A 21,693-nucleotide genomic window follows, 5' to 3' on the forward strand; every position below is an offset into this window, starting at 1 on the left:
TGGCCACCGCCGGTGGGAATGTTATAAGTCCCTTTTCTCCCCCCCCCGGCCCACGGGGGGGGGGGACTGGGGGGGGGGGGGGCCCCCGCCGGGGGCCCCCGCCCCACGCATGTCCACCCCGACCCGGACCCGCCCGGGATCGGGTAGTACTTGCGTACGGGTTTGGTCTGGCCCTCGGGACGGATGTGCGCAAGGGGTCCGCCGGCGGATGGTGGGTATGTCGGCAGAACCCATTCCCGAGAGGTCGTCATGAGCACCCCGTTCCGCTTTTCCGCACCCGGCACGCACCGTCCGCGGCAGGTCTTGCGGTGGGCGATGGCCGGGCAGTCGATCCCCGCGCTGACGAGCTTCGTGGGCGGCGTCCTGCTGCTGCCGGTACTCGTCGCGGGCCTGGCCTACGCGTTCGGCTCGGACGCCGCGAGCGCCCTCATGCACACCCTCACGCCGGACACCGGTGTCGGCGGCGGCCCGGATCTCGGCGGCTCGTGGTCCGCTCCGATCGCGGGCGCGGCCCTGCTCGCGGTCGGTGGTCTGCTCGTGCTGTTCGGCACCGGCCGGCTGGTCCGGCGGCGCCGCGACCGCTGACCCGGTGAGCGGGGCCGCTACGGCATCCGGTCACCGGGTGCCGTAGCGGCCCCGAAAGACGTTGCGCTCGATCGGGCGCCGCCCCGGGTGGCGCCGCTCCTCGGTCGGGTAGCCGACCGCGACGACCAGCGCGACGGCCAGGTCGTCGCGGTCGCCGACGCCGATCGCCCGCTTGACCGCGTCCTCGTCCCAGCCGTTCATCGGCGAGGTGGCCAGGCCCAGTTCGGTCGCGGCGAGCAGTACGTAGGTGGCGGCGATCATCGCGTCCTTGACCGCGTACTCGCGCAACATCCCGCGCGCGGCCAGACCCTGCTGGAACCTCTCGGACTCGGCCGCGAACATCGTCACGAACTCGTCGTTCCACGCGCCGTTGCGGTGCGCCTGCTCGTAGACGTCGGCGCGGTCCTCGCGCCAGGCCTGCGGCTCGGCGACGAACACGAGCAGAACCGGGGCCTCGTGCGCCTGCGGTTGGCCGCCGGTGGCCGCGATCAGACCCGCACGCGCGTCGACGTCGTCGGACACCACCACGATCGAGCGGTCCTGGAGGTTCCAACTCGTCGGCGCCTCGACGGCCAGTTCGAGCAGGGTGTCGAGCAGGTCGGCCGGGACCGGCTCGGGGCGGTAGTGCCGGATGGTGCGGCGGGCGCGGATGGCCTCGGCGACCGAGGTCGCGGGGCTCGGCGCGGGGGTGTGCACGGCGTTGTCGTTGCCGTCGACCCGGTCGTTGATGGTGTAGGTGCTCATGGACATGATTTTGGGTGCGTCACTCTCCAACGGGAAGCAGGCACTAATTGGTGCGCTACTCTCCGGTCATGGTGACCATCGTCGAATCGGTCGGCCTTCCCGCCGACGTCTACAGCGCCAAGTGCGCCACACGTCAGGTCCTGGACCACATCGCCGGCAAGTGGACGGTGCTGATCGTGGACGTCCTGCGCGACGGACCCATGCGCTACACGGAGTTGAGCCGCCGGATCGAGGGGGTGTCGCAGAAGATGCTCACCCAGACCCTGCGCAGCCTGGAGACGGACGGTTTCGTCCTGCGCACGGTGACCCCGACCATCCCGCCCCGGGTGGACTACACGTTGACCGACCTCGGCCGCAGCCTGGGCGAGCCGATCCGTGCGCTGCGCGAGTGGACCGAAACGCACATCAACGAGATCGAGCGGGCCAGGGTCGCGGTCGCCGAGCGCAAGGCGACCCAGGGCTACTGAATCACCGCTTCACCGCTTCACCGCTTCACCGGGTCGCCGGGGGATCACCGGGTCACCGCCCGTCGACTCAGGCCGTCGAGCGCGCGTGGGCGTGGGGCCGGCGCACCCGGGCCGGGGCCGGGCTCGGGGTCTTCGCCGGCCGGCCGCTCAGCCCCGTCGCCACCACGCCCGCGGCGGCCATCAGCACCAGCACGAGCAGTACCGCGCCGGTCCAGCCCTGCCCGTGGAAGGCGACCCCGCCGACCGGCCCGCCCACGCTCGCGCCGAGGTAGTAGGCCGCCAGGTAGAGCGCGGACGCCTGCGCGCGGCCCTCGCGCGCCCGTAGCCCGACCGCCGAACTGGCCGCCGAGTGGCCCGCGAAGAAGCCCGCCGTGAGCACGATGAGCCCGACCACGACCAGGGCCAGGTTGTCCGGCAGGGTCAGCAGCGCCCCCGTCGCGGTGATCGCCGCCGCCGTCCACAACGTGACCCGGTACCCGAGCCGACCGACCAGCCGACCCGACGCGGCCGAACTGAACGTGCCCGCCAGGTAGATCACGAAGATCGCACCGACCACCGTCTGCGGCAGCGCGAACGGCTCGGCGAGGAGCCGGTATCCGAGGTAGTTGTAGACCGTGCCGAAGGCGGCCATGAAGATCATGCCGAGCAGGTACAACCGGCGCAGCACCGGATCCGCCAGGTGCGACCGCAACACGCCGGTGAGCCGAGCCGCGGACATCGTCGACGGCGTGAAGTTGCGCGACGCAGGCAGCAGCACCCGGAAGGCGATCGCCGAGCCGAGCGCCAACAGGCCCACCGCCACCAGCGCGACCCGCCAACCGCCCAGATCCGAGGCCAGGCCGGTGACCAGCCGGCCGCCCATGCCGCCGATGCTGTTGCCCGCCACGTACAACCCCATGGCCGCGCCGAGCGAGGGCCGGTCGACCTCCTCGGCGAGGTACGCCATCGCGGTCGCGGGCAGCCCCGCAAGCGCCACGCCCTGCACCGCGCGCAGCACGACCAGGGTGCCGAAGTCCGGGGCGAACGCGGCCAGTACGCCGAGCAGCGCGGCGGCGAACACCGAGACGGTCATCACCCGCGAGCGGCCCCACCGCTCGGAGATCATGCTCACCGGGATCACCGCGAGCGCGAGCGCACCGGTGGTCACCGAGACCGACAGGCTCGCCGTGGCCGGGTCCAGGTCGAAGCGGGCCGACAGCTCCGGCAGCAGCGTCTGCGTCGCGTACAACATCGCGAAGGTGGAGAAGCCTGCGGCGAACAGCGCCAGGTTGACCCGGCGATACCCGCGCGAGCCGCGCGCGTGCCGGGTGGGTTCGGAGGTCGGGGCGGGGGTTGGGGCGGGGTCCGAAGCGGTGTTCGAGGCAGGCATGTCCACGAAACTAGACCGCGCCGTTTCATGCGTCCAATGCATGTTTCGGCGAGAATCCATGCTGTGACGTATGACAGCAGGTCGGCAGAGGTTTCCGAGGTCGCCGCGGCCATCGCGCCGCTGCTGACCCAGTTCGCCGCGGTCGCGCGGGAGGAGCACATCACCCGCGCTGCGGCCGGGCTGGGCATCCCGCAGCCCACCCTCAGCCGCACGATGGCCCGACTGGAGGCCGACGTGGGTGTGCCGCTGCTGGCCCGGACCGGGCGCGGCGTGGCGCTCACCCGGCAGGGCCACACCCTGCTGGGATACGTGGAGCAGGCACTTGCCCTGCTCGAACGCGGCCTCGACGAGGTGATCGAGGACGCGGGCGAGGCACGCGGCAAGGTCGCCTTCGGGTTCCTGCACACGATGGGGCCGGAGGCGGTGCCCGAACTGCTGCGCGCGTTCCGGGTGGACCACCCCGGCATCCGCTTCCAGCTGGTCCAGGCGTCGGCGTCGGTGATGCTGGAGCGGATGCGGGCGGGCGAATTGGACCTGTGCCTGACCGCGCCGCTGCCCGACGCGCCCGACCTGGCCGTGCGCGCGCTGGACGATCAGCGGCTCTACCTGGTGGTGCCGGCCGACCATCGGCTCGCCGGTCGGCGGCGGGTGCGGTTGGCCGAGGCGGCCGAGGACGTGTTCGTCTGCATGGAACCGGGCTACGGCCTGCGCCGGATCACCGACGCGCTGTTCGCCGAGGCGGGCTTCGTCCCCAAGGTCGCGTTCGAGGGCGAGGAGACGGACACCCTGCGCGGTCTGGTCGCGGCGGGACTCGGCGTCGCCCTGCTGCCGGCGCCCGACACCCCGCGCCCGGGCACGGTGGATCTGACCGTCACCGCGCCGCGCGCCTTCCGCACCATCGGGCTTGCCTGGATGCCGAGTCGTCCGGAGACCGCGCCGGTACGGCTGTTCCGCGAATTCGTACTCGGCCGCCGGGGTCGGCTGCTGCATCCGGATCCGGCCAACGGCTGAGTCCGGGGCGGGAGTTCACGCCGCGTGCGAAGCCCCTGCGCAGGCCGTTTGTGGGGATGGATCGTGGTCGCGGGCGCCGATCGGGCATCGCTCGCGCGCACATGGCCGAATCTTCACGTGGTCGACACATGATCTACGCGCGTAGGCAGTAAAGTCCTTTCATGTCCAGCAGCCACCCGAACACGCCCGCTGTCTCGCCCACGGTCGAACAGATCCGGCGTGCCCCCAAAGTCCTGCTCCACGACCACCTGGACGGCGGGCTGCGTCCCGCCACGATCATCGAACTCGCGGCGGCCGTCGGCTACGACCGCCTGCCCACCACCGACCCCGACGCGCTCGGCACCTGGTTCCGCGAGGCGGCCGACTCCGGCTCGTTGGAGCGCTACCTGGAGACCTTCGACCACACCGTCGCGGTGATGCAGACCCGCGAGGGCCTGTTCCGGGTCGCCGCCGAGTGCGCCGAGGACCTGGCCGCCGACGGCGTGGTCTACGCCGAGATCCGCTACGCCCCCGAGCAGCACCTGGAAGCGGGCCTGACCCTGGACCAGGTCGTCGAGGCGGTCGACGAGGGTTTCCGCGAGGGCGAGCGCCGCGCGGCGGCGGCCGGCAACCGGATCAAGGTCGGCTCGCTGCTCACCGCGATGCGGCACGCGGCCCGCTCGCTGGAGATCGCCGAACTCGCCAACCGGCACCGCGACCTGGGCGTGGTCGGCTTCGACATCGCCGGGGCCGAGGCGGGCTTCCCGCCCACGCGCCATCTGGACGCGTTCGAATACCTCAAGCGCGAGAACAACCATTTCACCATCCATGCCGGCGAGGCGTTCGGCCTGCCGTCGATCTGGCAGGCGCTCCAGTGGTGCGGCGCGGACCGACTCGGCCACGGCGTGCGGATCATCGACGACATCACGGTCAAGGACGACGGCGGTGTCGAGTTGGGCCGACTCGCCGCGTACGTGCGCGACAAGCGCATCCCGCTGGAGATGTGCCCGACCTCGAACCTGCAGACCGGCGCCGCCTCCTCGTACGCGGAACACCCGATCGGCCTACTGCGCCGGTTGTATTTTCGCGTCACGATCAACACCGACAACCGTTTGATGAGCGGCACGTCGATGACCCGGGAGTTCGAGCACTTGGTCGAGGCGTTCGGCTACGGCCTGGACGACCTGCAATGGTTCACCGTCAATGCGATGAAGAGCGCGTTCCTGCCCTTCGACGAACGCCTCGCCATGATCAACGAGGTGATCAAGCCGGGCTACGCCGCGCTCAGGTCGGAATGGCTTTTCGGCCGGAGCTGACCCCTCCGGGCGCGCCCGCCCGACCCGCCTCGCGGGCGCGCCCCACCCCCGCCGCCTCGGGCCGAACGACCCGGCGCGCCGCGAAGAGGGCGTTTTGCGCATTCCACATCCGGTTCGCTACCTTGCGGACTCACTTCGTTACGGGGTGTATCCCGCCCCGCCCGAATCGAGAAACCGAGGATGCACATGCGATCGGTAACGCGTAAGGCGGCCATCACGGCCGGGCTCGGCGCGGCAATCGCCGCGGGCGCGGCGGGTTCCGCGAGCGCCATGCCCGTGACCGACCTGGTCGACGAGCTGGCTCCGGCCGCCTCCACCGCGCAGGCGGCCCTGCCGGACGCCGCCGCGCCGTTCCCGCTGACCCAGGTCACCGACAAGCTCCCCGTCGGCCAGGCGCTCACCCCGGGCCACGCCCCCCTCGACGGCCTGGCGACCGGCGTGGCGCAGGGCATGGCCCGCGACATGGAGCAGAACATGGGCAACACGGCGGCGCAGAGCGGCCCGGCAAAGGGTGGCCTGGGCTCGCCGCTCAACGCCCTGCCCACCGACAAGCTCACCGGCGCGGGCGGCACGTCGCCGCTGTCGAGCCTGCCGCTGTAGGTCGTCGCACCGGGTTCCGCCTTCGCCGCCGAGCCGGGTCGTCGCCGGGGAACCCGTTCGATCCCGCCGTCGCACGAGCCGTGTCCATCGCGTATCGATCCTGCGCGAGGACACGGCTTCGTCATACCCGAGAACATCGAGGGCATCGAAGGGTGCCGAGCGCGGCCCGACCGCGCCGCGCCGACGCTACAGCGAGTCGTACATGTCCTTCGCCACGTCGCCCAGATAGGGCCCGGTCATGGTGCGCGACCCGGGGGTGGTCACCCCGAGCGAGACATTGCTGACCAGCCGCAACTGCCCGTCCACCTCGGTGAACCAGCCACCGCCGGAGGATCCGCCGGTCATCGTGCAGCCCATCCACAACATGTCCGGCTGCGGCCAGCCGTCCTCGCGGAAGTCCGTGGTGGGCGACGAGCACGTGTAGAGCGCGGTGCCGTCGTAGGGGGTGTCACCCGGGTAGCCGAACGACTGCACGCGAAGATGCCGGGGGGCGTTCCAGTACACGTCCGCCCCGGGCCCCACCGCCTCCTCCAGGGTCTTGCCCCCGCGCGAGTCGACGATGAAGGCGCCGTAGTCGTACGGCGACGCGCTCGCGTCCTTGCCGTTCGGATCGGCGTTCTGCGCCCAGTGGTTGCTCACCGTGGTGCGCCGCGCCGGCCACCGCCCGTACGGTTCGCGCTCGGCCTGGGTGCGGCCCGCACCGTTGTACCCGGGGACGAAGGTGACCCGGTCGTAGAAGTCCCCGTTGCGCCCACCGTGCAGGCAGTGCGCCGCCGTCCACACCATGTTGCCGCTCGGGTGGTGCACCACGGTGCCGCTGCACTCGGCGACGCCCTCGGGCATCCGGAAGAAGATCTTGCCGCGTATCGCCACCTCGGGCCGGGTGTACGGCGAGGCCACCCGGCGTGCCTCGATGGTCGGCGGTTGCCGGTAGTCCGCGGCGGGGCGCTGCTGGTCCTGGTCGGGCAGTTGCGGTGCGGGCCGGCCGGGGGTGATCTCCGCGCCGCGCGGCTTGGCCTCGTCCTGCCGGTCCTGGTCCCAGAAGCCCCGCGTGTCCTCGACGTCGCCGTCGCTGTACTGCCTGGAGTTCATCGCCTGCGTGCGCCCGGCCTTGACCGCCAGGGTGCCGCTCAGCACCAGGCCCACCAGCGTGACCAGCACGCCGGCGAACACCGACACGGTGACGATGAGGTTCTTGTTGTGTGTTGTACCCGGTTGCATGTCCCCGCCCCCCGACCGAGCGCCCGGCCCGGAGCCTCTCGGTCCCATCGGACCGCCCGATCGACCTGCCCGACCATCCGTTGATCGGATGATAGGCGCCGGCACGACCGGGGCGGGCGGCGTCCCGGGGGGCTCAGTCCTCGGGCAGCAGGATCCACAGCGCGATGTAGAGCAGGAACTGCGGCCCCGGCAGCAGGCAGGAGAGCAGGAATGCCACCCGCACGGTGGTGGGCGACCAGCCCCAGCGGCGGGCGATGCCGGCGCAGACGCCGGCGATCCGGCGGCCGTGGCGCGGGCGGCTGAGCCTGGGAGCGGTGATGGTGCTCATGACGGTCCTCCTCGATCCGACGGCGTCGTAGGGAACGTCGTCGTCCTTCGAAGGTAGGCCGGTCCCGGCCCGGGCACATCCGCCGCAGGACCCTGCCGGTCATCCGCCCTGGGGAGTAAGGGTCTTCCCGGAGGGGCGGGATGCCTGCGGCCAGTCCTTCTCGAACGCCGACGGCGGGCCGGTGGGTTTGCTGCCGGTGGTCGGGGTCGCGGTGCTCTTGCGGCTGATGTCGAGATAGCTCTCGCACCGGTACTGCTCGGGCGCGGTGCGTCGGCCCGCGAGCAGCACCGTGTTGCCCCCGGACGCGCTCTGCAGCGTGCAGACCACCTGGCCCAGCGCGATGGTGGCCAGCGCGGCCAGCGGCGCGTCCAGTCGGAACAGGGTCGGCGGATCGCCCTCGCGCCGATCCGCCGCGACCAGGCCGCCGGCCGGCAGCGCGGTGGTGTACCCGTCCAGCGCCTCGGCGTCGTTCGGGCCCAGGTGCAGCTCCTCCAGGAGCTGGTTGAGCTGATCGGTGCGCGGCCGGTCCGGGACCGCCTCGCTCGGTCGCAGCTGGAGCCGGCCGGCCCTGGGCAGGGCCTGGAGCCGGTTGTCCTTCACCAGATACACGATGTGCCGCTCCGAGCCCGGCAGCTGGCTCTGTACGGACGGCGCGGTCCGGTTGGCCGGCTTCCCGGCGCCGACCGGGCCCTCGGTCGGTCGGATCCCGCAGGAGGTGAGCGCGGCGAGCACGCCGGTGGTCGCGAGGATCGCGATCGGAAGCCGCCGCCTGGGTCTCAACGCATGCCTCCTCGCTCGTCCCTGCCACCGGACGAGACATCACCGAGATCCGCGTCGGCCCGATCGGCCCGAGCGGTACGACCGCTGTGTTCGGCGTCCTCGGCTTCGAGGTCGGCATGCACCCCGTCGTCCTCGACACCCTCGTCCGGGTCGATTATCTCTTCGAGCTGCGGCGGCACCAGCGGCAGGCGCAGTGTGAACTTCGCCCCACCGCCGGGCATGTTCGACGCGAACGCGGTCCCGCCGTGGATGCGCGCGTTCTCCATCACGATGGACAGGCCCAGACCGCTGCCCTCGGAGCGGGCCCGCGAGCTGTCCGCCTTGTAGAAGCGGTCGAACACGTGCGGCAGTACATCCTCGGGGATGCCGGGGCCGGTGTCGGAGACGTCGATCACCAGATCCTGCTCGATCGGCGAGTCGATCAGGCCGGGCAGCGCGAGGCGCGGCTCGCGGTGGATCTCCACGGTCACCGGGGAGCCGCCGTGTCGCAGCGCGTTGCCGACCAGGTTGGAGACCATCACGTCCAGCCGGCGCGGGTCCACCCGGGCCAGGATGCCGCGCGGGGCCCGCAGGTCCACCGCGTCCATCCAGGCCCGCGCGTCCAGGCACGCGGTGACCAGGTCGGTGATGTCCACCTCGTCGGCCACCAGGGCGGCGGTGCCCGCGTCGAAGCGGGAGACCTCCATCAGGTCCTCGACCAGCGTGGCGAGGCGTTCGATCTCGGCGACCACCAGGCGCGCGGCCGGCGCGCCCTGCTCGCCGAGGCTGTCCGCCTCCTCTTCGAGCAGTTCGCTGACCGCGGTCATCGCCGCGAGCGGAGTGCGCAGTTCGTGGGACACGTCGGCGACGAAGCGGCGCGAGGAGGACTCCAGGGCGCGCAGTTCGGCGACGCTGCGCTCCAGCTTCTCCGCGGCGTCGTTGAACGTCCGGGACAGGTCGGCGAGTTCGTCCGAGCCGCGCACGTCGAGCCGGGTGTCCAGGCGCCCCGCGCCCAACTCCCGTGCGGCGAAGCCGAGTCGGCGCACCGGACGCAGGATGTGCCGGGCGGCGAACAGCGCGACCACCGCCGCCGCGCCGAGCGCGAGCAGGGTACCGACGATCAGGTAGCGGGCCAGCGAGTTGAGGTCGGCCTGTTCGTCCTTGAGCGACTTGAACATGTAGCCGGTGGGGCCGTTGGGCACCACTCGGGTGCCGCCGACCAGGTACGGCTGGCCGTCGATGTCGATCCGTTGGAAGTACATGTGGAAGCCGCCGTTGTTGTCGGCGGTCTGCACGATGCGCTGGAGCTTGGCGGGCACCCGCTCCAGCGGGAAGCGGGAGGGGTTGGAGGCGACCGGGCGACCGTCGGCGCCGACCAGGACCACCGAGTAGCCGAAGCTGCTCTCCCGCATCTGGTCCACGGCGGGCCCCAGGTCGGCCTGGTCCGGGTTCTCCCGCAGTCCGGCCGAGACCCGGCCGAGGTTGTCCCGGAACTCGGTCAGTACGGAGTCCTGCGCGCGCTCCAGCACGGCGTTGCGGGTCAGCCAGTAGGCGATGCCGGAGGCGGCCACCGCCGCGATCAGCGCGACCAGTGCGAACGCGACGAGCACCCGAAATCGCAACGAACGCAGCTTCAGGGTCGGGGCGACCCGTCGGACGAACCTGCGGACGAGGGGCGGACGGGCCGTCACTGGGGCGGATCGAGGCGGTAGCCGACGCCCCGGACAGTGCGGATGAGCGTCGGCGCGGACGGGGTCTGCTCCACCTTGGCGCGCAGCCGCTGCACGCACGCGTCGACCAGGCGCGAGTCACCGAGGTAGTCGTGCTCCCACACCAGGCGAAGCAGTTGCTGGCGGGACAGTGCCTGGCCCGGGCGCCGACTCAGCTCGACCAGCAGGCGCAGCTCGGTCGGGGTGAGCTGAAGCTCCTCGCCGGCCTTGGTCACCGTCATCGCGTTGCGATCGACCACCAGGTCGCCGAACACCGACGCGTCGGACACCTCACGTTCGCCGCGGCGCAGCACCGCGCGGATGCGGGCGTCCAGCACCCGCGGCTGCACCGGCTTGACCACGTAGTCGTCGGCGCCGGACTCCAGGCCGACCACCACGTCGATGTCGTCGTTGCGCGCGGTCAACAGGATGATCGGCAGCGAATCGGTGCGGCGGATCCGCCGGCACACCTCGAACCCGTCGATGCCCGGGAGCATCACGTCGAGCACGATCAGGTCGGGACGCTGCTCGCGCCACCGCTCCAGACCGGCCTCACCGGTGGCCGCGGTGACCACGCGATGGCCCTGGCGCCCCAGGGCGAGTTCGAGTCCGGTGCGTACGGACTCGTCATCCTCGATAAGCAGCAGGTAGGGCACGCAGGCCATTGTGTCTGACGTCACGGCTGGGAAGAACACGGGGAGCCCCCTTCCGGTTCGCCGCCCGAGGTCGCTGTTGCATACCTGTGACAGCTCGCCGACCTGACGATGAAGCCCGCCCAGCAGGCTGTACATCGTGAACGAGCGCCGAGCCGGGGGAGAAGTCATGCAGACCAGGACGCAGTCGCAGGTCATCCGCAAGGACAACCGTCGTACCGTCGTCGCCCTCGCCCCGCTGCCCGGGAACGCGCGTAGCGCCGCGTGCACGGAGAGTGTCGACGACGAATTCACGGCGTACGTCAGGGAGCGCCGGTCGGCGCTGTTCGCCACCGCGTACCACCTCACCGGTGACCGCAACGAGGCCGAGGACCTGTTGCAGAGCGCGCTGATGAGCACGTACCAGGCGTGGGGTCGGATCCAGGACAAGGCCGCGCTCGGCGGCTACCTGCGGCGGACGATGACCAACCTGCACATATCCGCCTGGCGGCGCCGCCGGATCAACGAGTACCCCTCGGAGGAGCTGCCGGAGCGTCCGGACGGTTCCGACTCGATGGGCGACACCGAGCTGCGCGCCGTGTTGTGGCGGGCGCTGGCCAAGCTGCCCGAGCCGCAGCGCACGATGCTGGTGCTGCGCTACTACGAGGGTCGGACCGACCCCGAGGTGGCCGAGGTGCTGGGGTGCAGCGTCGGCACGGTCAAGTCGAGCATCTGGCGCGCGTTGCGCCGGCTGCGCGAGGACGACGCGCTGAGCTTCGGCGCGGACGAGGCCTTCGCCGAGCTGGTCGCCTGAGCGCACCGCGCTTCGCTCTTCCCGCTCTTCCCGCTCTTCGCGCCCGACCGGGTGCGGTCGTTCGCTCGCCCGCGGTTTACCGGTCCCGCGCCGCTCTTCCACTGTGCAGTTGTTCCGCGTCCGTGCGGTTGTCCGTGTCGTCGTCCACATGGCCGGCGACCTCGTCGATCCCGTTCGCTCCCCGGTCGTGTCGGTCTCATCGGCAGGGACGGCGGATGGGGCTGTGACGGTTCCGTCGAATTTCCGTCGGGTTCGATGCGGATTCGGGACATCGGTGCGCGGGGCGCCGAATTGCGTTCGGCGTAGTCGAGTGGCTACGTTGCGTGGTCAAGCCCCCAGTCGACCGGGAAGGGCCACCCCATGTCCTCCGTTCTCCGCACGATCGCCGCGACCTCTCTCGGCGCCGCCGCCGCGTTCGGCCTCGCCGGGAGCGCCACGGCCTCGCCCCTCGCGCCCGAGGCGATGTCCCGCCCCGACGTGGCCGCGGCCGGCACCGGTGCCGCCGCCGCGACCGAGGCGGTGCTCGGCGTCGTGCAGCGCGCGCAACTCAATCCGATGAACGGCGGCGGTCTGAACCCGCTGTCCAACAGCGTCGGCACCGACGTCGGCGACACGCCGGTCGGCACCGACATGGTCACCGGCGACCTGGCCCGGGGCATGACCGTGCAGCAGGCCCTCGACAAGCTCTGAGCCGTCCGAGTCGGACGCCGGGCGCCGTGCACGGGGGAGCTCTCCCGCCGCAGCGCCGAGGCCCGTCTACCCTGAGCCGCGAACGTGGCCACGGGGAGGCATTCGGATGCGGCAGGAAACGGATCGTCTGCGGGAGCCGGCGGCATGGGCGCTGGTCGGTTTTCTGGCACTGCGGTTGGCGGTCGACGCGCTGCGCGTCCTGTTCGGCGTCGGATCGGGCGTGGACGGCTTTCGGGCGCGCGCCTACGGCGGCCAGTCGACGCTGCTCGACGTCCTCACCCCGGTGCTGCTCGCCGCCGCGGTGCTCCTGGTGACCCATGCCGGGCGGCCCACGCCGCGGGCCCGGGTGATCACCCGGACGGCGCTCGGGGTGCTCGCCGTGCAGGGCATCGTGGGGCTCACCGCGGCCCTGGGCGCGCTCGCCTACGACGGCGGCGGCTTCGCCCACATCCCGGCCGGAGCGCGGGTGGAACAGAGCGCGCTGAACGTGGGCGTGCTGGTGTTGTTCGCGTTGTGCGCCTACTTCCTGATCGTGGTGCTCGGCGCGCCGAGCCCGCCGACGGTCACCCGCGGCCGCTCGCTGCCGCCGCAGGAGTGGCCCTCGTACGCACGTGACACGACCGCCGCGGGAGCGCCGGTCGTGACCCACCCGGCGCCGACCGGGCAGTATCCGGCGACCGGGGCGCACACCGCCGCCACGACCGCCGTCGACGCCGACTCGACCGGCGGGGTGGGCGTGGTGCCGCCGCGACCGACGACCCCGCCGCCCGCGCAGGCTCCCGGGCGGACCGAAGCGTGACCGCCGAGGTCGAGGAGGAACCGGCGGAGGGTGTTCCGGCGCCGCCTCGACTGTGGCGGCTGCGCCGCCGGTTGCGCGCCCTCGGACGGTGCGTGATCGGCCTGCTCTTCGCCGGTGCCGTGCTGGTGACCGGTGCCCGGCTGCTCGTCTTCGACGCGATGTGGCCGGTCGCGATCGTGACGGTGTTCGCCCCCTACGCGGCGGCGGCCTCGGCGGTCGTGCTGCTCGGGGCGGCCGTGTTGCGGATGCGGATCACCCTGCTCGTCGCGCTGGGCCTGGTGGTCGTCCACACCCTGTGGATGTTGCCGCGCCTGACCCCGGCCGGCGCACCCGCTCCGGGTGGTACCCGGGTGCGGGTGATGACCGCCAACGCCTACTTCGGCACCGCCGACGCGGCGCGGATCACCGCACTGGTGGTACGAGAGCGGGTGGACGTACTGGCCGTACAGGAGTTGACCCCCGAGTTGGCGGCGGGCCTGGACCGGGCCGGGTTGACCCGGGAACTGCCGTACAGCGCCGGGCGCGGCGAGCCGGGCGCGAGCGGGCTGGCGATCTACGCACGCCGGCCGCTGACCGACGCGCGGCTGTTGCCGGAGCGAACCACGATGCCGATGCCCGGCGCGACCGTGGAGATCGACGGACACCGGATCCGCCTCCAGGGTGTGCACACCATCCCGCCGATGCGCGGGCAGGCCGGGAAGTGGGCGCACGACATGGACGCGCTGCGCCGCGAGGCGGAGCACCGCACACTGCCGACGATCTTCCTGGGCGACTTCAACGCGACGCTCGACAACGCCTCGTTCCGCGCGCTGACCGACACCGGGCTGCGGGACGCGCACGAGGAGCGCGGGCGGGGGTTGACCCGCACCTGGCCGATGGCCCACTTCCACGGGCTGCCGCCGCTGTTCGGGATCGACCACGTGCTGGTGGCGGGCGGGATCGACGTGGTGTCGGTGTCCGAGCACCGGGTGCCACGCACCGATCACGCCGCGGTGATCGCCGTGTTGGCGCTGCGCTGAGCCGCGCCGGGGTGTTCGTCAAGATCCCGTCAGAAACGCCCCCACCTGCGTCGATGCCACGTCAAGAGGGCCCGGCGGGCGACTTCGGGGGCCTAGCGTCGGGTGTCGAGGGCACCGTGCTCGACGTGCCCAACGCACCTTCGAGGATTGATCACATGTCCGCTCTGCTCGCCCTCTTCGCCGTCGTCGTGATCGCCCGCGTGCTTGCCACGTGGAAGTTGTCCGGGTCGTTCGCCCGGCGTCCGGCCGATTCGGCCGACCCCGCGACCGGTGGCGGCAGCGGCACCCGCGCCGACAGTGTGCTCGCCGCCTGAGTCCCGATCGCCGATCCGCACTCGCGCCCGGCGGCGCGAAACCCGCCCGCCCGCGATCCCGGCGGCGCGGAACCCGTGGGCCCCGCGATCCGCCGGTGCGCAACCCACCGCCCCGCGAGCCCGCCGACGCGGAATCCGTGGGGCCGCGTCGGCGGGCTGGGGTCAGTGGCCGGTCGGGTGCCAGACCGTGCGGATTTCGGTGAACGCCAGCATGCGCGCGGTGCCCGGGTCCGTCGTCCAGTCCGGCTCCTTGGCGCCGGGGCGCAACACCCGCTTGAGGTTGTCCGCCGCCGCGATCTCCAGGTCGCGCGCCGACGCGACGCCCGCGTCCGGCGCGACGCCGGTCAGGTCGATCGCGTTGACGTCCTGGTGGGACGCGAGCGTCGGGGCGATCTCCGCCGGGTGCCCGGTGAGGATGTTGACCACCCCGCCCGGCAGGTCGGAGACCGCCAGGACCTCGGCGAAGGACAGCGCGGGCAGCGCCGAGGCGCCGGCCGCGAGCACGACGGCGGTGTTGCCGGTGGCGATCACCGGCGCGACCGCGCTCGTCAGGGCGAGCAGTGAGGAGCGCTGCGAGGCGATCACCGCGACCACGCCGGTGGGCTCGGGCGTCGACCAGTTCGCGAACGGCCCGGCGACCGGGTTGGCGCCGCCCGCGACCTGGGCGAGCTTGTCGGTCCACCCGGCGTACCAGACCCAGCGGTCCACGGCCGCGTCCACGGCCGCGAGCGCCTTCGTCCGGTTGACGCCCTCGGCGGCGCCGACCTCGGTCGCGAACTGCTCGCGCCGACCCTCCAGCATTTCCGCGATCCGGTACAGGATCTGGCCCCGGTTGTACGCGGTGGCGCCCGACCAGCCCGGGAACGCCTTGCGCGCGGCGACCACCGCGTCGCGGGCGTCCTTGCGGCTGCCGCGCGGGGCGTTGGCCAGGGTCCGGCCCTTGCTGTCGGTCACCGCGTACACCCGCCCGCTCTCGGACCGGGGGAACTTGCCCCCGACGTACAGCTTGTAGGTCTTCAACACCTCAAGGCGCTCAGACATCGAGGTAGGCCTCCAGCCCGTGGCGGCCACCCTCGCGGCCGAAGCCCGACTCCTTGTACCCGCCGAACGGCGAGGCCGGGTCGAACTTGTTGAACGTGTTGGTCCACACGACGCCCGCCCGCAGCCGCTGCGCGGTCCACAGGGCCTTGGCGCCCTTCTCCGTCCACACCCCGGCCGACAGGCCGTACGCGGTGTTGTTGGCCTTCTCCACGGCCTCGGCGGGGGTGCGGAAGGTCTGTACGGTCAGCACCGGGCCGAAGATCTCGTCCCGGGCGATCCGGTGCGCCTGGGTGACGCCGGTGAACACCGTCGGCGGGAACCAGAAGCCCTTGCCCGGCAGCTCGCCGGCCAGGGACCAGCGCTCGGCGCCCTCGGCCTCGCCCGCCGCGACCAGTTCCTGGATCCGGGAGAGCTGCGCGGCCGAGTTGATCGCGCCGACGTCGGTGTTCTTGTCCAGCGGGTCGCCCACGCGCAGCGTCTTGATCCGCCGGGTCAGGCTCGCGAGCAGCTCGTCGGCCACCGACTCCTGCACAAGCAGTCGGGAGCCGGCACAGCAGACCTGGCCGCCGTTGAAGAAGATGCCCTCGATGATGCCGTCGACGGCGGAGTCGATCGCCGCGTCGTCGTAGACGATGTTCGCGGCCTTGCCGCCCAGCTCCAGGGTGACCCGCTTGCGGGTGCCCGCGATGGTGCGGGCGATCTCCTTGCCCACGGCGGTCGAGCCGGTGAACGCGACCTTGTCCACGTCGGGGTGGGCCATCAGCGCGCGCCCGGTCTCCCCGGCGCCGGTGACGATGTTCACCACACCGTTCGGCAGCCCGGCCTCGACGCAGATCTCGGCGAAGCGCAGCGCGGTCAGCGGGGTGGTCTCGGCCGGCTTGAGCACCACGGTGTTGCCGCCCGCGAGGGCCGGCGCCACCTTCCAGGCCAGCATCAGCAGCGGGAAGTTCCACGGGATGACCTGACCGGCCACGCCGATCGGCTTCGGGTCGGGCCCCAGGCCCGCGTGCGCGAGCTTGTCCGCCCAGCCCGCGTAGTGGAAGAAGTGCGCCGCGACCAGCGGGATGTCCACGTCGCGCGACTCGCGGATCGGCTTGCCGTTGTCGATCGACTCCAGCACGGCCAGCTCGCGGGCGTGCTCCTGGATCAGCCGGGCGATCCGGAAGAGGTACTTGGCGCGCTGCGCGCCGGGCAGCGCCGACCACGACTTGAACGCCTTGCGCGCGGCCTTGACCGCACGGTCCACGTCCGCCTCGCCGCCGACCGCGATCTCGGCCAGCACCTCCTCGGTCGCCGGGTTCACCGTCTTGAGCCGGCCGCCGTCCGCCGCCTCGGCGAAGGTGCCGTCGATGAACAGCCCGTACGCCGGGGCGATGTCGACGATCGCGCGCGACTCGGGCGCGGGCGCGTACTCGAATGGGTTGCCCATGGCTGTCAGTCCACCGTCACGTAGTCGGGGCCGGAGTAGCGGCCCGTGGCCAGCTTCTGGCGCTGCATCAGGAGGTCGTTGAGCAGGCTGGAGGCGCCGAGCCGGAACCAGTCGGGGTCCAGCCAGTCGGAGCCGACCGTCTCGTTGACCAGGACGAGATACTTCATCGCGTCCTTGGTGGTGCGGATCCCGCCGGCGGGCTTGACGCCCACCTGGCGACCGGTCGCCTCGCGGAAGTCGCGGACCGCCTGGAGCATCACCAGTGTCACCGGCAGTGTCGCGTTGACCGCGACCTTGCCCGTGGACGTCTTGATGAAATCGGCGCCCGCGAGCATCGCCAGCCACGACGCGCGGCGAACGTTGTCGTACGTCGACAGTTCACCGGTCTCCAGAATCACCTTGAGGTGGGCACTGCCGCCGCCCGCGGCCTCGCCGCGCGCGCAGGCGGCCTTGACCGCGACGATCTCGTCGAAGACGTCGCGGTAGCGGCCGGCCAGGAACGCGCCGCGGTCGATGACCATGTCGATCTCGTCCGCGCCGGCGGCGACCGCGTAGGCCACGTCGGCGAGCTTGACGTCGAGCGAGGCGCGCCCGGACGGGAACGCGGTGGCGACCGCGGCGACGTGTACGCCGGAATCACCGAGCGCGGCCTTGGCCTCGGCGACCAGGTCGCCGTAGACGCAGATCGCGGCGGGTCGGGGGGCGTCGGGGGCGCCCGGGTCCGGATGCAGCGCCTTGGCGCACAGGGACCGGACCTTGCCCGGGGTGTCGGCACCTTCCAATGTGGTCAGGTCGATCATCCGGATGGCGAGGTCGATCGCGGCGACCTTCGCATCCGTCTTGATCGAGCGGGTGGCGAGCATCGCTGCCCGCGCTTCGGTTCCGACCCTGTCGACGCCGGGAAGCCCGTGCAGGAAGCGTCGAAGGGCCGCTTCGGACGAGGTGACCTCGGCCGGGTCGGCGAGAATTGCAGACGGCATGCTCACAAGACGAGCATATCTACTCGCGTAGCGTCCCAGCCGGCGGTCCGGTCGAGGCAAAGTGCCGAGGCGATCGATCCCCTGGCATCGACACCCGCGCGCCGTCGTGCGGCACAATCACCGGTCATGAGCAGCGACGAGGACATCACCACGTACCGCTCCCGACCGGCGATGGCCGTCGGGGTGCTTTTGATCGCCGTCGGGCTGTGGATGGTGATCGACACGTTGATCCGCGGCGACGGGGACACCAAGTGGCTCGCGATCGCCGTCGTGGTCTTCTTCGCGATCCTGGTGGTCGCACTCACGCTGCGCTCGGCGGTGCTGGTCGGGCCGGAGCGGTTGGTGATCCGCAACCCCTTCCGGACCATCGTGGTGCCGTGGGGCGCGGTGGAGCGGGTGCGCGCCGAATACTCGATCGAGGTGCGCGCGGACGACAGGTCGTTCTACATCTGGGCGATCCCGGTCTCGCTGCGCGAACGCAAGCGCGCACTGCGGCAGCAGGGCCGCGCCGCTGCCGAGGACCCGTACGGCCGCGGCGGCGCGCACGACCTGCCCCAGCTCTCGCACGCCGACCAGGTGGTGGACGACCTGCGCGGGATGAGCGAACAGTTCGCCAAGGCGTCCACCGGCCCGGTGCAGGTGCACTGGTCGCCGGAGATCCTCGGCGGCCTGGCCGTGTCGGGCCTCGCCTCGGTGCTGCTGGGCCTGCTGTAGGGCCGGTTTTCCCGCCCCCGGCACGCACCGGGTCGATCCCGGGACGCACGCGAGCGGCCCTCGACCCGGGTGGGGTCGAGGGCCGCTCGCGTGTGCGTACCGAAGGGTCAGGCCGTCGGGCCGATCCGGTCGATCAGGATCGGGGTCGGCTCGAACGTGGTGCCCGTCGGGGCGATCGTGACCGCGTCGGACAGGATCTCGGTCGCGTACTCGAAGCGCTCCGGGGTGTCGGTGTGCAGCGTCAGCAGGGGCTGACCGGCGACCACCGTGTCGCCCGGCTTGGCGTGCAGTTCGACGCCCGCGCCCGCCTGGACCTGCTCCTCCTTGCGGGCCCGACCCGCGCCCAGGCGCCAGGCGCAGACGCCGACCGCGTAGGCGTCGAGCCGGGTCAGCACGCCGGACGAGGCGGCGGTGACCACCTGCGTCTCGCGCGCAACCGGCAGCTTGGCGTCCGGGTCGCCGCCCTGGGCCCGGATCATCCGCCGCCACACGTCCATCGCCGAGCCGTCGCGCAGCGCGTCGGCCGGGTCGATCCGGGTCTGCCCGGCCGCGGCCAGCATTTCCCGGGCCAGCGCCACGGTCAGCTCGACCACGTCCGCCGGACCGCCGCCGGCCAGCACCTCGACCGACTCGCGGACTTCGAGGGCGTTGCCCGCGGTCGAGCCGAGCGGGGTGGACATGTCGGTCAGCAGCGCGACCGTCTTGACCCCGTGGTCCACGCCCAGCCGGACCATGGTGCGGGCCAGTTCGCGCGCGTTGTCCAGGTCCTTCATGAACGCGCCCGAGCCGACCTTGACGTCGAGCACCAGCGCGCCGGTGCCCTCGGCGATCTTCTTGCTCATGATCGAGCTGGCGATCAGCGGGATCGCCTCGACCGTGCCGGTCACGTCGCGCAGCGCGTACAGCTTCTTGTCGGCCGGCGCCAAGCCGTCGCCCGCCGCGCAGATCACCGCGCCGACGTCCTCCAGCACCCGCAACATCGCGTCGTTGGACAGCGCCGCCCGCCACCCGGGGATGGCCTCCAACTTGTCCAGCGTGCCGCCGGTGTGGCCGAGGCCACGACCGGACAGCTGCGGCACCGCGACGCCGCACGCGGCGACCAGCGGGGCCAGCGGCAGGGTGATCTTGTCGCCCACCCCGCCGGTGGAGTGTTTGTCGGCGGTGGGCCGAGACAGCGTGGAGAAGTCCATCCGCTCGCCCGAGGCGATCATCGCGTCGGTCCAGCGGTTGATCTCGGTCGCGTTCATCCCGTTGAGCAGGATGGCCATCGCGAGCGCCGACATCTGCTCGTCCGCGACCTCGCCGCGGGTGTACGCATCGACCACCCAGTCGATCTGAGCCGCCGTCAGTTCACCGCGGTCCCGCTTCGTTCGGATGACCGAAATCGCGTCCATGCCGTCCATTTCCTCTCGGCCGCCGAGGCGGCCCGTTCGACTCACGAACACACGGTGCTACGCGAGGTCCTCGGGCCCGAAGGCATCCGGCAGGATCTCCCGCAGCGGCCGTATACCGTGCTTGGTTTCCAGCAACATCCCGGGGCCGCCGTGCTCCCACAGCAGTTGCCGGCAGCGCCCACAGGGCATCAGTACCGCACCCTCGCCGTCCACGCAGCAAAACGCCACGAGCCGGCCGCCCCCGCTCGCGTGCAGCGCGGACACCAGACCGCACTCCGCGCACAGCGTCAGGCCGTACGACGCGTTCTCCACGTTGCACCCGGACACGATCCGGCCGTCGTCGACCAGGGCCGAGGCGCCGACCGGATACTTCGAGTACGGCGCGTAGGCACCGCGCATCGCCGCCGTCGCAGCGTCCCGCAGCGCCGGCCAATCGATCTCCGACACGCCCGTCAGCCCTTCGTGTAGGGCTTGTTGGCCGCCGCCGGAGCGCGCACCTTGCCGACCAGACCGGCCACCGCGAAGATCGTCACCACGTACGGCATCATCTGCAGGAACTGGCTCGGGATCGACGTGTTCAGCGGCTGCAACGAGGTCGCGAGCGCGCTGGTGAAGCCGAACAGCAACGCCGCGGCCACCGCGCCCAGCGGACGCCAGCGCCCGAAGATGACCGCCGCGAGCGCGATGTAACCCGCGCCGGAGGTCATGTCCTTCGAGAAGGTGCCCACCGTGCCGATGGTCAGGAACGCGCCGCCGATACCGGCGATCGCGCCCGCCATGATCACGTTGCGGTAGCGGGTCGCGTTGACCTTGATGCCGACCGTGTCCGCCGCCGTGGGGTGCTCGCCCACCGCGCGGGCGCGCAGCCCCCAGCGGGTGTGGAACAGGCCCAGGTGCACGATCACGATCAGCGCGTACATCAGGTACACGATCACGTTCACGTCGAACAGGACCGGGCCGATCACCGGGATGTCGGCGAAGCCCGGGATCCGGATGTTGTCGAACACGCCCGGGTTGTTGTACTGCTCGGGGTCCTTTTGCAGCAGCTGTGTGTAGAGGAAGCCGGTGATGCCGGTGACCAGCAGGTTGATCACCACACCGAGGACGACCTGCTCGACGAGGTAGCGCACCGCGAAGACCGCGAGCAGCCCGCCGATCAGCGCGCCCGCGACCGCGCCCGCGGCCAGCCCGGCCCACAACGACCCGGTCACCGAGCCGGTCAGCGCGGCGGCGAACGCGCCGAACAAGAACTGACCGTCGATGGCGATGTTGACCACGCCGGAGCGCTCGCCGATCACGCCCGCGAGCGCGCCGAGCACCAGCGGCACCGCGGCCAGCAGGGTGTTCTGCAGGGCGCCCGCGAAGGACATCTGCTTGCCCGCGACCGCCCACACCAGGAACGCGATCACGAACGCGATCAGGAACAGCGCGATGCTCAGCCGGGTGGCCAGGCGCGAGCGGTCCAAGGCGATCCGCAACCCGCCCGCGACCATGCACACCAGGGACATCGCGATCGCCACACCGCGCGCGGGCAGCGACAGGTCGCCCACGTGGGTGGTGTCGCGGTTGGGCACGGTCATCCCGAAGACCGCGTCCTCACCACTCGAGGTGCCGAAGCCGAACGCCCACAGCGCGTACAGCCCGACCAGGACGAACCCGATGCCCGTGATCAGGGCCTTCTTCCGGGCCGCGGCCCGCACCACGTCGGCGGCCTCGCCGGTGGGGTTCACCGGGGCCTCCACGTCGGGGGCGATCACGGTGTCCGCCACCTGCGTGCCT

24 protein-coding genes are annotated in these 21,693 nt (G+C 71.9%); 11 read left to right on the top strand and 13 right to left on the bottom strand.

The window, feature by feature from the left end; translation table 11 throughout:
• Positions 1–249 precede the first annotated feature (249 nt).
• On the top strand, positions 250–585 hold the full coding sequence (locus ACFXKZ_RS32420) for a hypothetical protein (protein ID WP_380005146.1): 336 nt from the start codon (positions 250–252) through the stop codon (positions 583–585).
• A gap of 30 nt (positions 586–615) precedes the next feature.
• Here ACFXKZ_RS32420 and ACFXKZ_RS32425 read toward each other — a convergent pair whose 3' ends face one another.
• Positions 616–1,329, bottom strand: a complete 714-nt coding sequence (locus tag ACFXKZ_RS32425) for a nitroreductase family protein (RefSeq protein ID WP_380005148.1) — start codon at positions 1,327–1,329, stop codon at positions 616–618.
• Between the two features lie 68 nt (positions 1,330–1,397).
• On the opposite strand from ACFXKZ_RS32425, the gene ACFXKZ_RS32430 reads away from it, so the two are divergent.
• Complete coding sequence (locus tag ACFXKZ_RS32430) at positions 1,398–1,796, top strand: winged helix-turn-helix transcriptional regulator (protein WP_380005150.1); 399 nt, start codon at positions 1,398–1,400, stop codon at positions 1,794–1,796.
• Between the two features lie 67 nt (positions 1,797–1,863).
• On the opposite strand, the gene ACFXKZ_RS32435 is transcribed toward ACFXKZ_RS32430, so the two are convergent.
• A complete protein-coding gene (locus ACFXKZ_RS32435) occupies positions 1,864–3,165 on the bottom strand; it encodes an MFS transporter (protein ID WP_380005153.1) in 1,302 nt (433 codons plus the stop codon).
• A gap of 63 nt (positions 3,166–3,228) precedes the next feature.
• On the opposite strand from ACFXKZ_RS32435, the gene ACFXKZ_RS32440 reads away from it, so the two are divergent.
• The 3 genes from ACFXKZ_RS32440 (at position 3,229) to ACFXKZ_RS32450 (ending at position 6,071) form a co-directional block, all read left to right on the top strand.
• On the top strand, positions 3,229–4,176 hold the full coding sequence (locus tag ACFXKZ_RS32440; RefSeq protein WP_380005155.1) for a LysR substrate-binding domain-containing protein: 948 nt from the start codon (positions 3,229–3,231) through the stop codon (positions 4,174–4,176).
• Positions 4,177–4,337: 161 nt separating this feature from the next.
• The gene (locus ACFXKZ_RS32445; RefSeq protein ID WP_380005157.1) at positions 4,338–5,471 is read left to right on the top strand and encodes an adenosine deaminase; all 1,134 of its coding nucleotides are present in this window, start codon (positions 4,338–4,340) and stop codon (positions 5,469–5,471) included.
• Positions 5,472–5,657: 186 nt separating this feature from the next.
• The gene (locus tag ACFXKZ_RS32450) at positions 5,658–6,071 is read left to right on the top strand and encodes a hypothetical protein (RefSeq protein WP_380005160.1); all 414 of its coding nucleotides are present in this window, start codon (positions 5,658–5,660) and stop codon (positions 6,069–6,071) included.
• A gap of 186 nt (positions 6,072–6,257) precedes the next feature.
• Here the strand turns inward: ACFXKZ_RS32450 and ACFXKZ_RS32455 are convergent, their stop codons facing one another.
• The 5 genes from ACFXKZ_RS32455 to ACFXKZ_RS32475 all read right to left on the bottom strand — a co-directional run bounded on the left by ACFXKZ_RS32455 (position 6,258) and on the right by ACFXKZ_RS32475 (position 10,744).
• Positions 6,258–7,292 carry a trypsin-like serine peptidase gene (locus ACFXKZ_RS32455; protein WP_380005162.1) on the bottom strand — a complete coding sequence of 345 codons (1,035 nt, stop codon included), beginning with the start codon at positions 7,290–7,292 and terminating at the stop codon, positions 6,258–6,260.
• Between the two features lie 133 nt (positions 7,293–7,425).
• Positions 7,426–7,620 (bottom strand): PspC domain-containing protein, encoded by a 195-nt coding sequence (locus ACFXKZ_RS32460; protein WP_380005164.1) that lies wholly within the window; start codon positions 7,618–7,620, stop codon positions 7,426–7,428.
• A gap of 99 nt (positions 7,621–7,719) precedes the next feature.
• Complete coding sequence (locus ACFXKZ_RS32465; RefSeq protein WP_380005166.1) at positions 7,720–8,400, bottom strand: hypothetical protein; 681 nt, start codon at positions 8,398–8,400, stop codon at positions 7,720–7,722.
• A complete protein-coding gene (locus ACFXKZ_RS32470; protein WP_380005581.1) occupies positions 8,397–10,010 on the bottom strand; it encodes an ATP-binding protein in 1,614 nt (537 codons plus the stop codon). The genes ACFXKZ_RS32465 and ACFXKZ_RS32470 overlap by 4 nt, the downstream gene beginning before the upstream one ends.
• Before the next feature lie 56 nt (positions 10,011–10,066).
• Positions 10,067–10,744, bottom strand: coding sequence for a response regulator transcription factor (locus tag ACFXKZ_RS32475; protein WP_174861367.1), 678 nt, complete (start codon positions 10,742–10,744; stop codon positions 10,067–10,069).
• Positions 10,745–10,910: 166 nt separating this feature from the next.
• Between ACFXKZ_RS32475 and ACFXKZ_RS32480 the strand changes: the two genes are divergently transcribed.
• From ACFXKZ_RS32480 to ACFXKZ_RS32500, 5 genes are all read left to right on the top strand, one after another.
• Positions 10,911–11,534 (top strand): SigE family RNA polymerase sigma factor, encoded by a 624-nt coding sequence (locus tag ACFXKZ_RS32480; RefSeq protein ID WP_126637481.1) that lies wholly within the window; start codon positions 10,911–10,913, stop codon positions 11,532–11,534.
• Between the two features lie 360 nt (positions 11,535–11,894).
• Positions 11,895–12,224 (top strand): hypothetical protein, encoded by a 330-nt coding sequence (locus tag ACFXKZ_RS32485; RefSeq protein ID WP_380005168.1) that lies wholly within the window; start codon positions 11,895–11,897, stop codon positions 12,222–12,224.
• 106 nt (positions 12,225–12,330) lie between these two features.
• The gene (locus tag ACFXKZ_RS32490) at positions 12,331–13,023 is read left to right on the top strand and encodes a hypothetical protein (RefSeq protein WP_380005170.1); all 693 of its coding nucleotides are present in this window, start codon (positions 12,331–12,333) and stop codon (positions 13,021–13,023) included.
• A complete protein-coding gene (locus tag ACFXKZ_RS32495; protein WP_380005172.1) occupies positions 13,020–14,042 on the top strand; it encodes an endonuclease/exonuclease/phosphatase family protein in 1,023 nt (340 codons plus the stop codon). The genes ACFXKZ_RS32490 and ACFXKZ_RS32495 overlap by 4 nt, the downstream gene beginning before the upstream one ends.
• A gap of 155 nt (positions 14,043–14,197) precedes the next feature.
• Positions 14,198–14,356 carry a hypothetical protein gene (locus tag ACFXKZ_RS32500; protein WP_380005175.1) on the top strand — a complete coding sequence of 53 codons (159 nt, stop codon included), beginning with the start codon at positions 14,198–14,200 and terminating at the stop codon, positions 14,354–14,356.
• A gap of 162 nt (positions 14,357–14,518) precedes the next feature.
• Here ACFXKZ_RS32500 and ACFXKZ_RS32505 read toward each other — a convergent pair whose 3' ends face one another.
• The 3 genes from ACFXKZ_RS32505 to deoC are packed head-to-tail and all read right to left on the bottom strand — an operon-like array spanning position 14,519 to position 17,806.
• On the bottom strand, positions 14,519–15,397 hold the full coding sequence (locus tag ACFXKZ_RS32505) for an aldehyde dehydrogenase family protein (RefSeq protein WP_380005177.1): 879 nt from the start codon (positions 15,395–15,397) through the stop codon (positions 14,519–14,521).
• Positions 15,390–16,826 carry an aldehyde dehydrogenase family protein gene (locus tag ACFXKZ_RS32510; protein ID WP_380005179.1) on the bottom strand — a complete coding sequence of 479 codons (1,437 nt, stop codon included), beginning with the start codon at positions 16,824–16,826 and terminating at the stop codon, positions 15,390–15,392. The genes ACFXKZ_RS32505 and ACFXKZ_RS32510 overlap by 8 nt, the downstream gene beginning before the upstream one ends.
• Positions 16,827–16,831: 5 nt before the next feature.
• The gene (gene deoC / locus ACFXKZ_RS32515) at positions 16,832–17,806 is read right to left on the bottom strand and encodes a deoxyribose-phosphate aldolase (RefSeq protein ID WP_380005181.1); all 975 of its coding nucleotides are present in this window, start codon (positions 17,804–17,806) and stop codon (positions 16,832–16,834) included.
• Positions 17,807–17,932: 126 nt separating this feature from the next.
• Between deoC and ACFXKZ_RS32520 the strand changes: the two genes are divergently transcribed.
• Positions 17,933–18,520, top strand: coding sequence for a PH domain-containing protein (locus tag ACFXKZ_RS32520; RefSeq protein WP_380005183.1), 588 nt, complete (start codon positions 17,933–17,935; stop codon positions 18,518–18,520).
• Between the two features lie 107 nt (positions 18,521–18,627).
• Here ACFXKZ_RS32520 and ACFXKZ_RS32525 read toward each other — a convergent pair whose 3' ends face one another.
• From ACFXKZ_RS32525 to ACFXKZ_RS32535, 3 genes are read right to left on the bottom strand one after another with little or no spacing between them, the layout of a single operon-like run.
• On the bottom strand, positions 18,628–19,914 hold the full coding sequence (locus tag ACFXKZ_RS32525) for a thymidine phosphorylase (RefSeq protein WP_380005185.1): 1,287 nt from the start codon (positions 19,912–19,914) through the stop codon (positions 18,628–18,630).
• 57 nt (positions 19,915–19,971) lie between these two features.
• Positions 19,972–20,361 (bottom strand): cytidine deaminase, encoded by a 390-nt coding sequence (locus ACFXKZ_RS32530; RefSeq protein ID WP_126637490.1) that lies wholly within the window; start codon positions 20,359–20,361, stop codon positions 19,972–19,974.
• A gap of 5 nt (positions 20,362–20,366) precedes the next feature.
• Positions 20,367–21,683: an ABC transporter permease gene (locus ACFXKZ_RS32535; protein ID WP_380005188.1), complete on the bottom strand. Its 1,317-nt coding sequence runs from the start codon at positions 21,681–21,683 to the stop codon at positions 20,367–20,369.
• Positions 21,684–21,693: the final 10 nt, after the last annotated feature.

This window comes from Embleya sp. NPDC059237, from assembly GCF_042754105.1.
Taxonomy (GTDB): Bacteria; Actinomycetota; Actinomycetes; order Streptomycetales; family Streptomycetaceae; genus Embleya.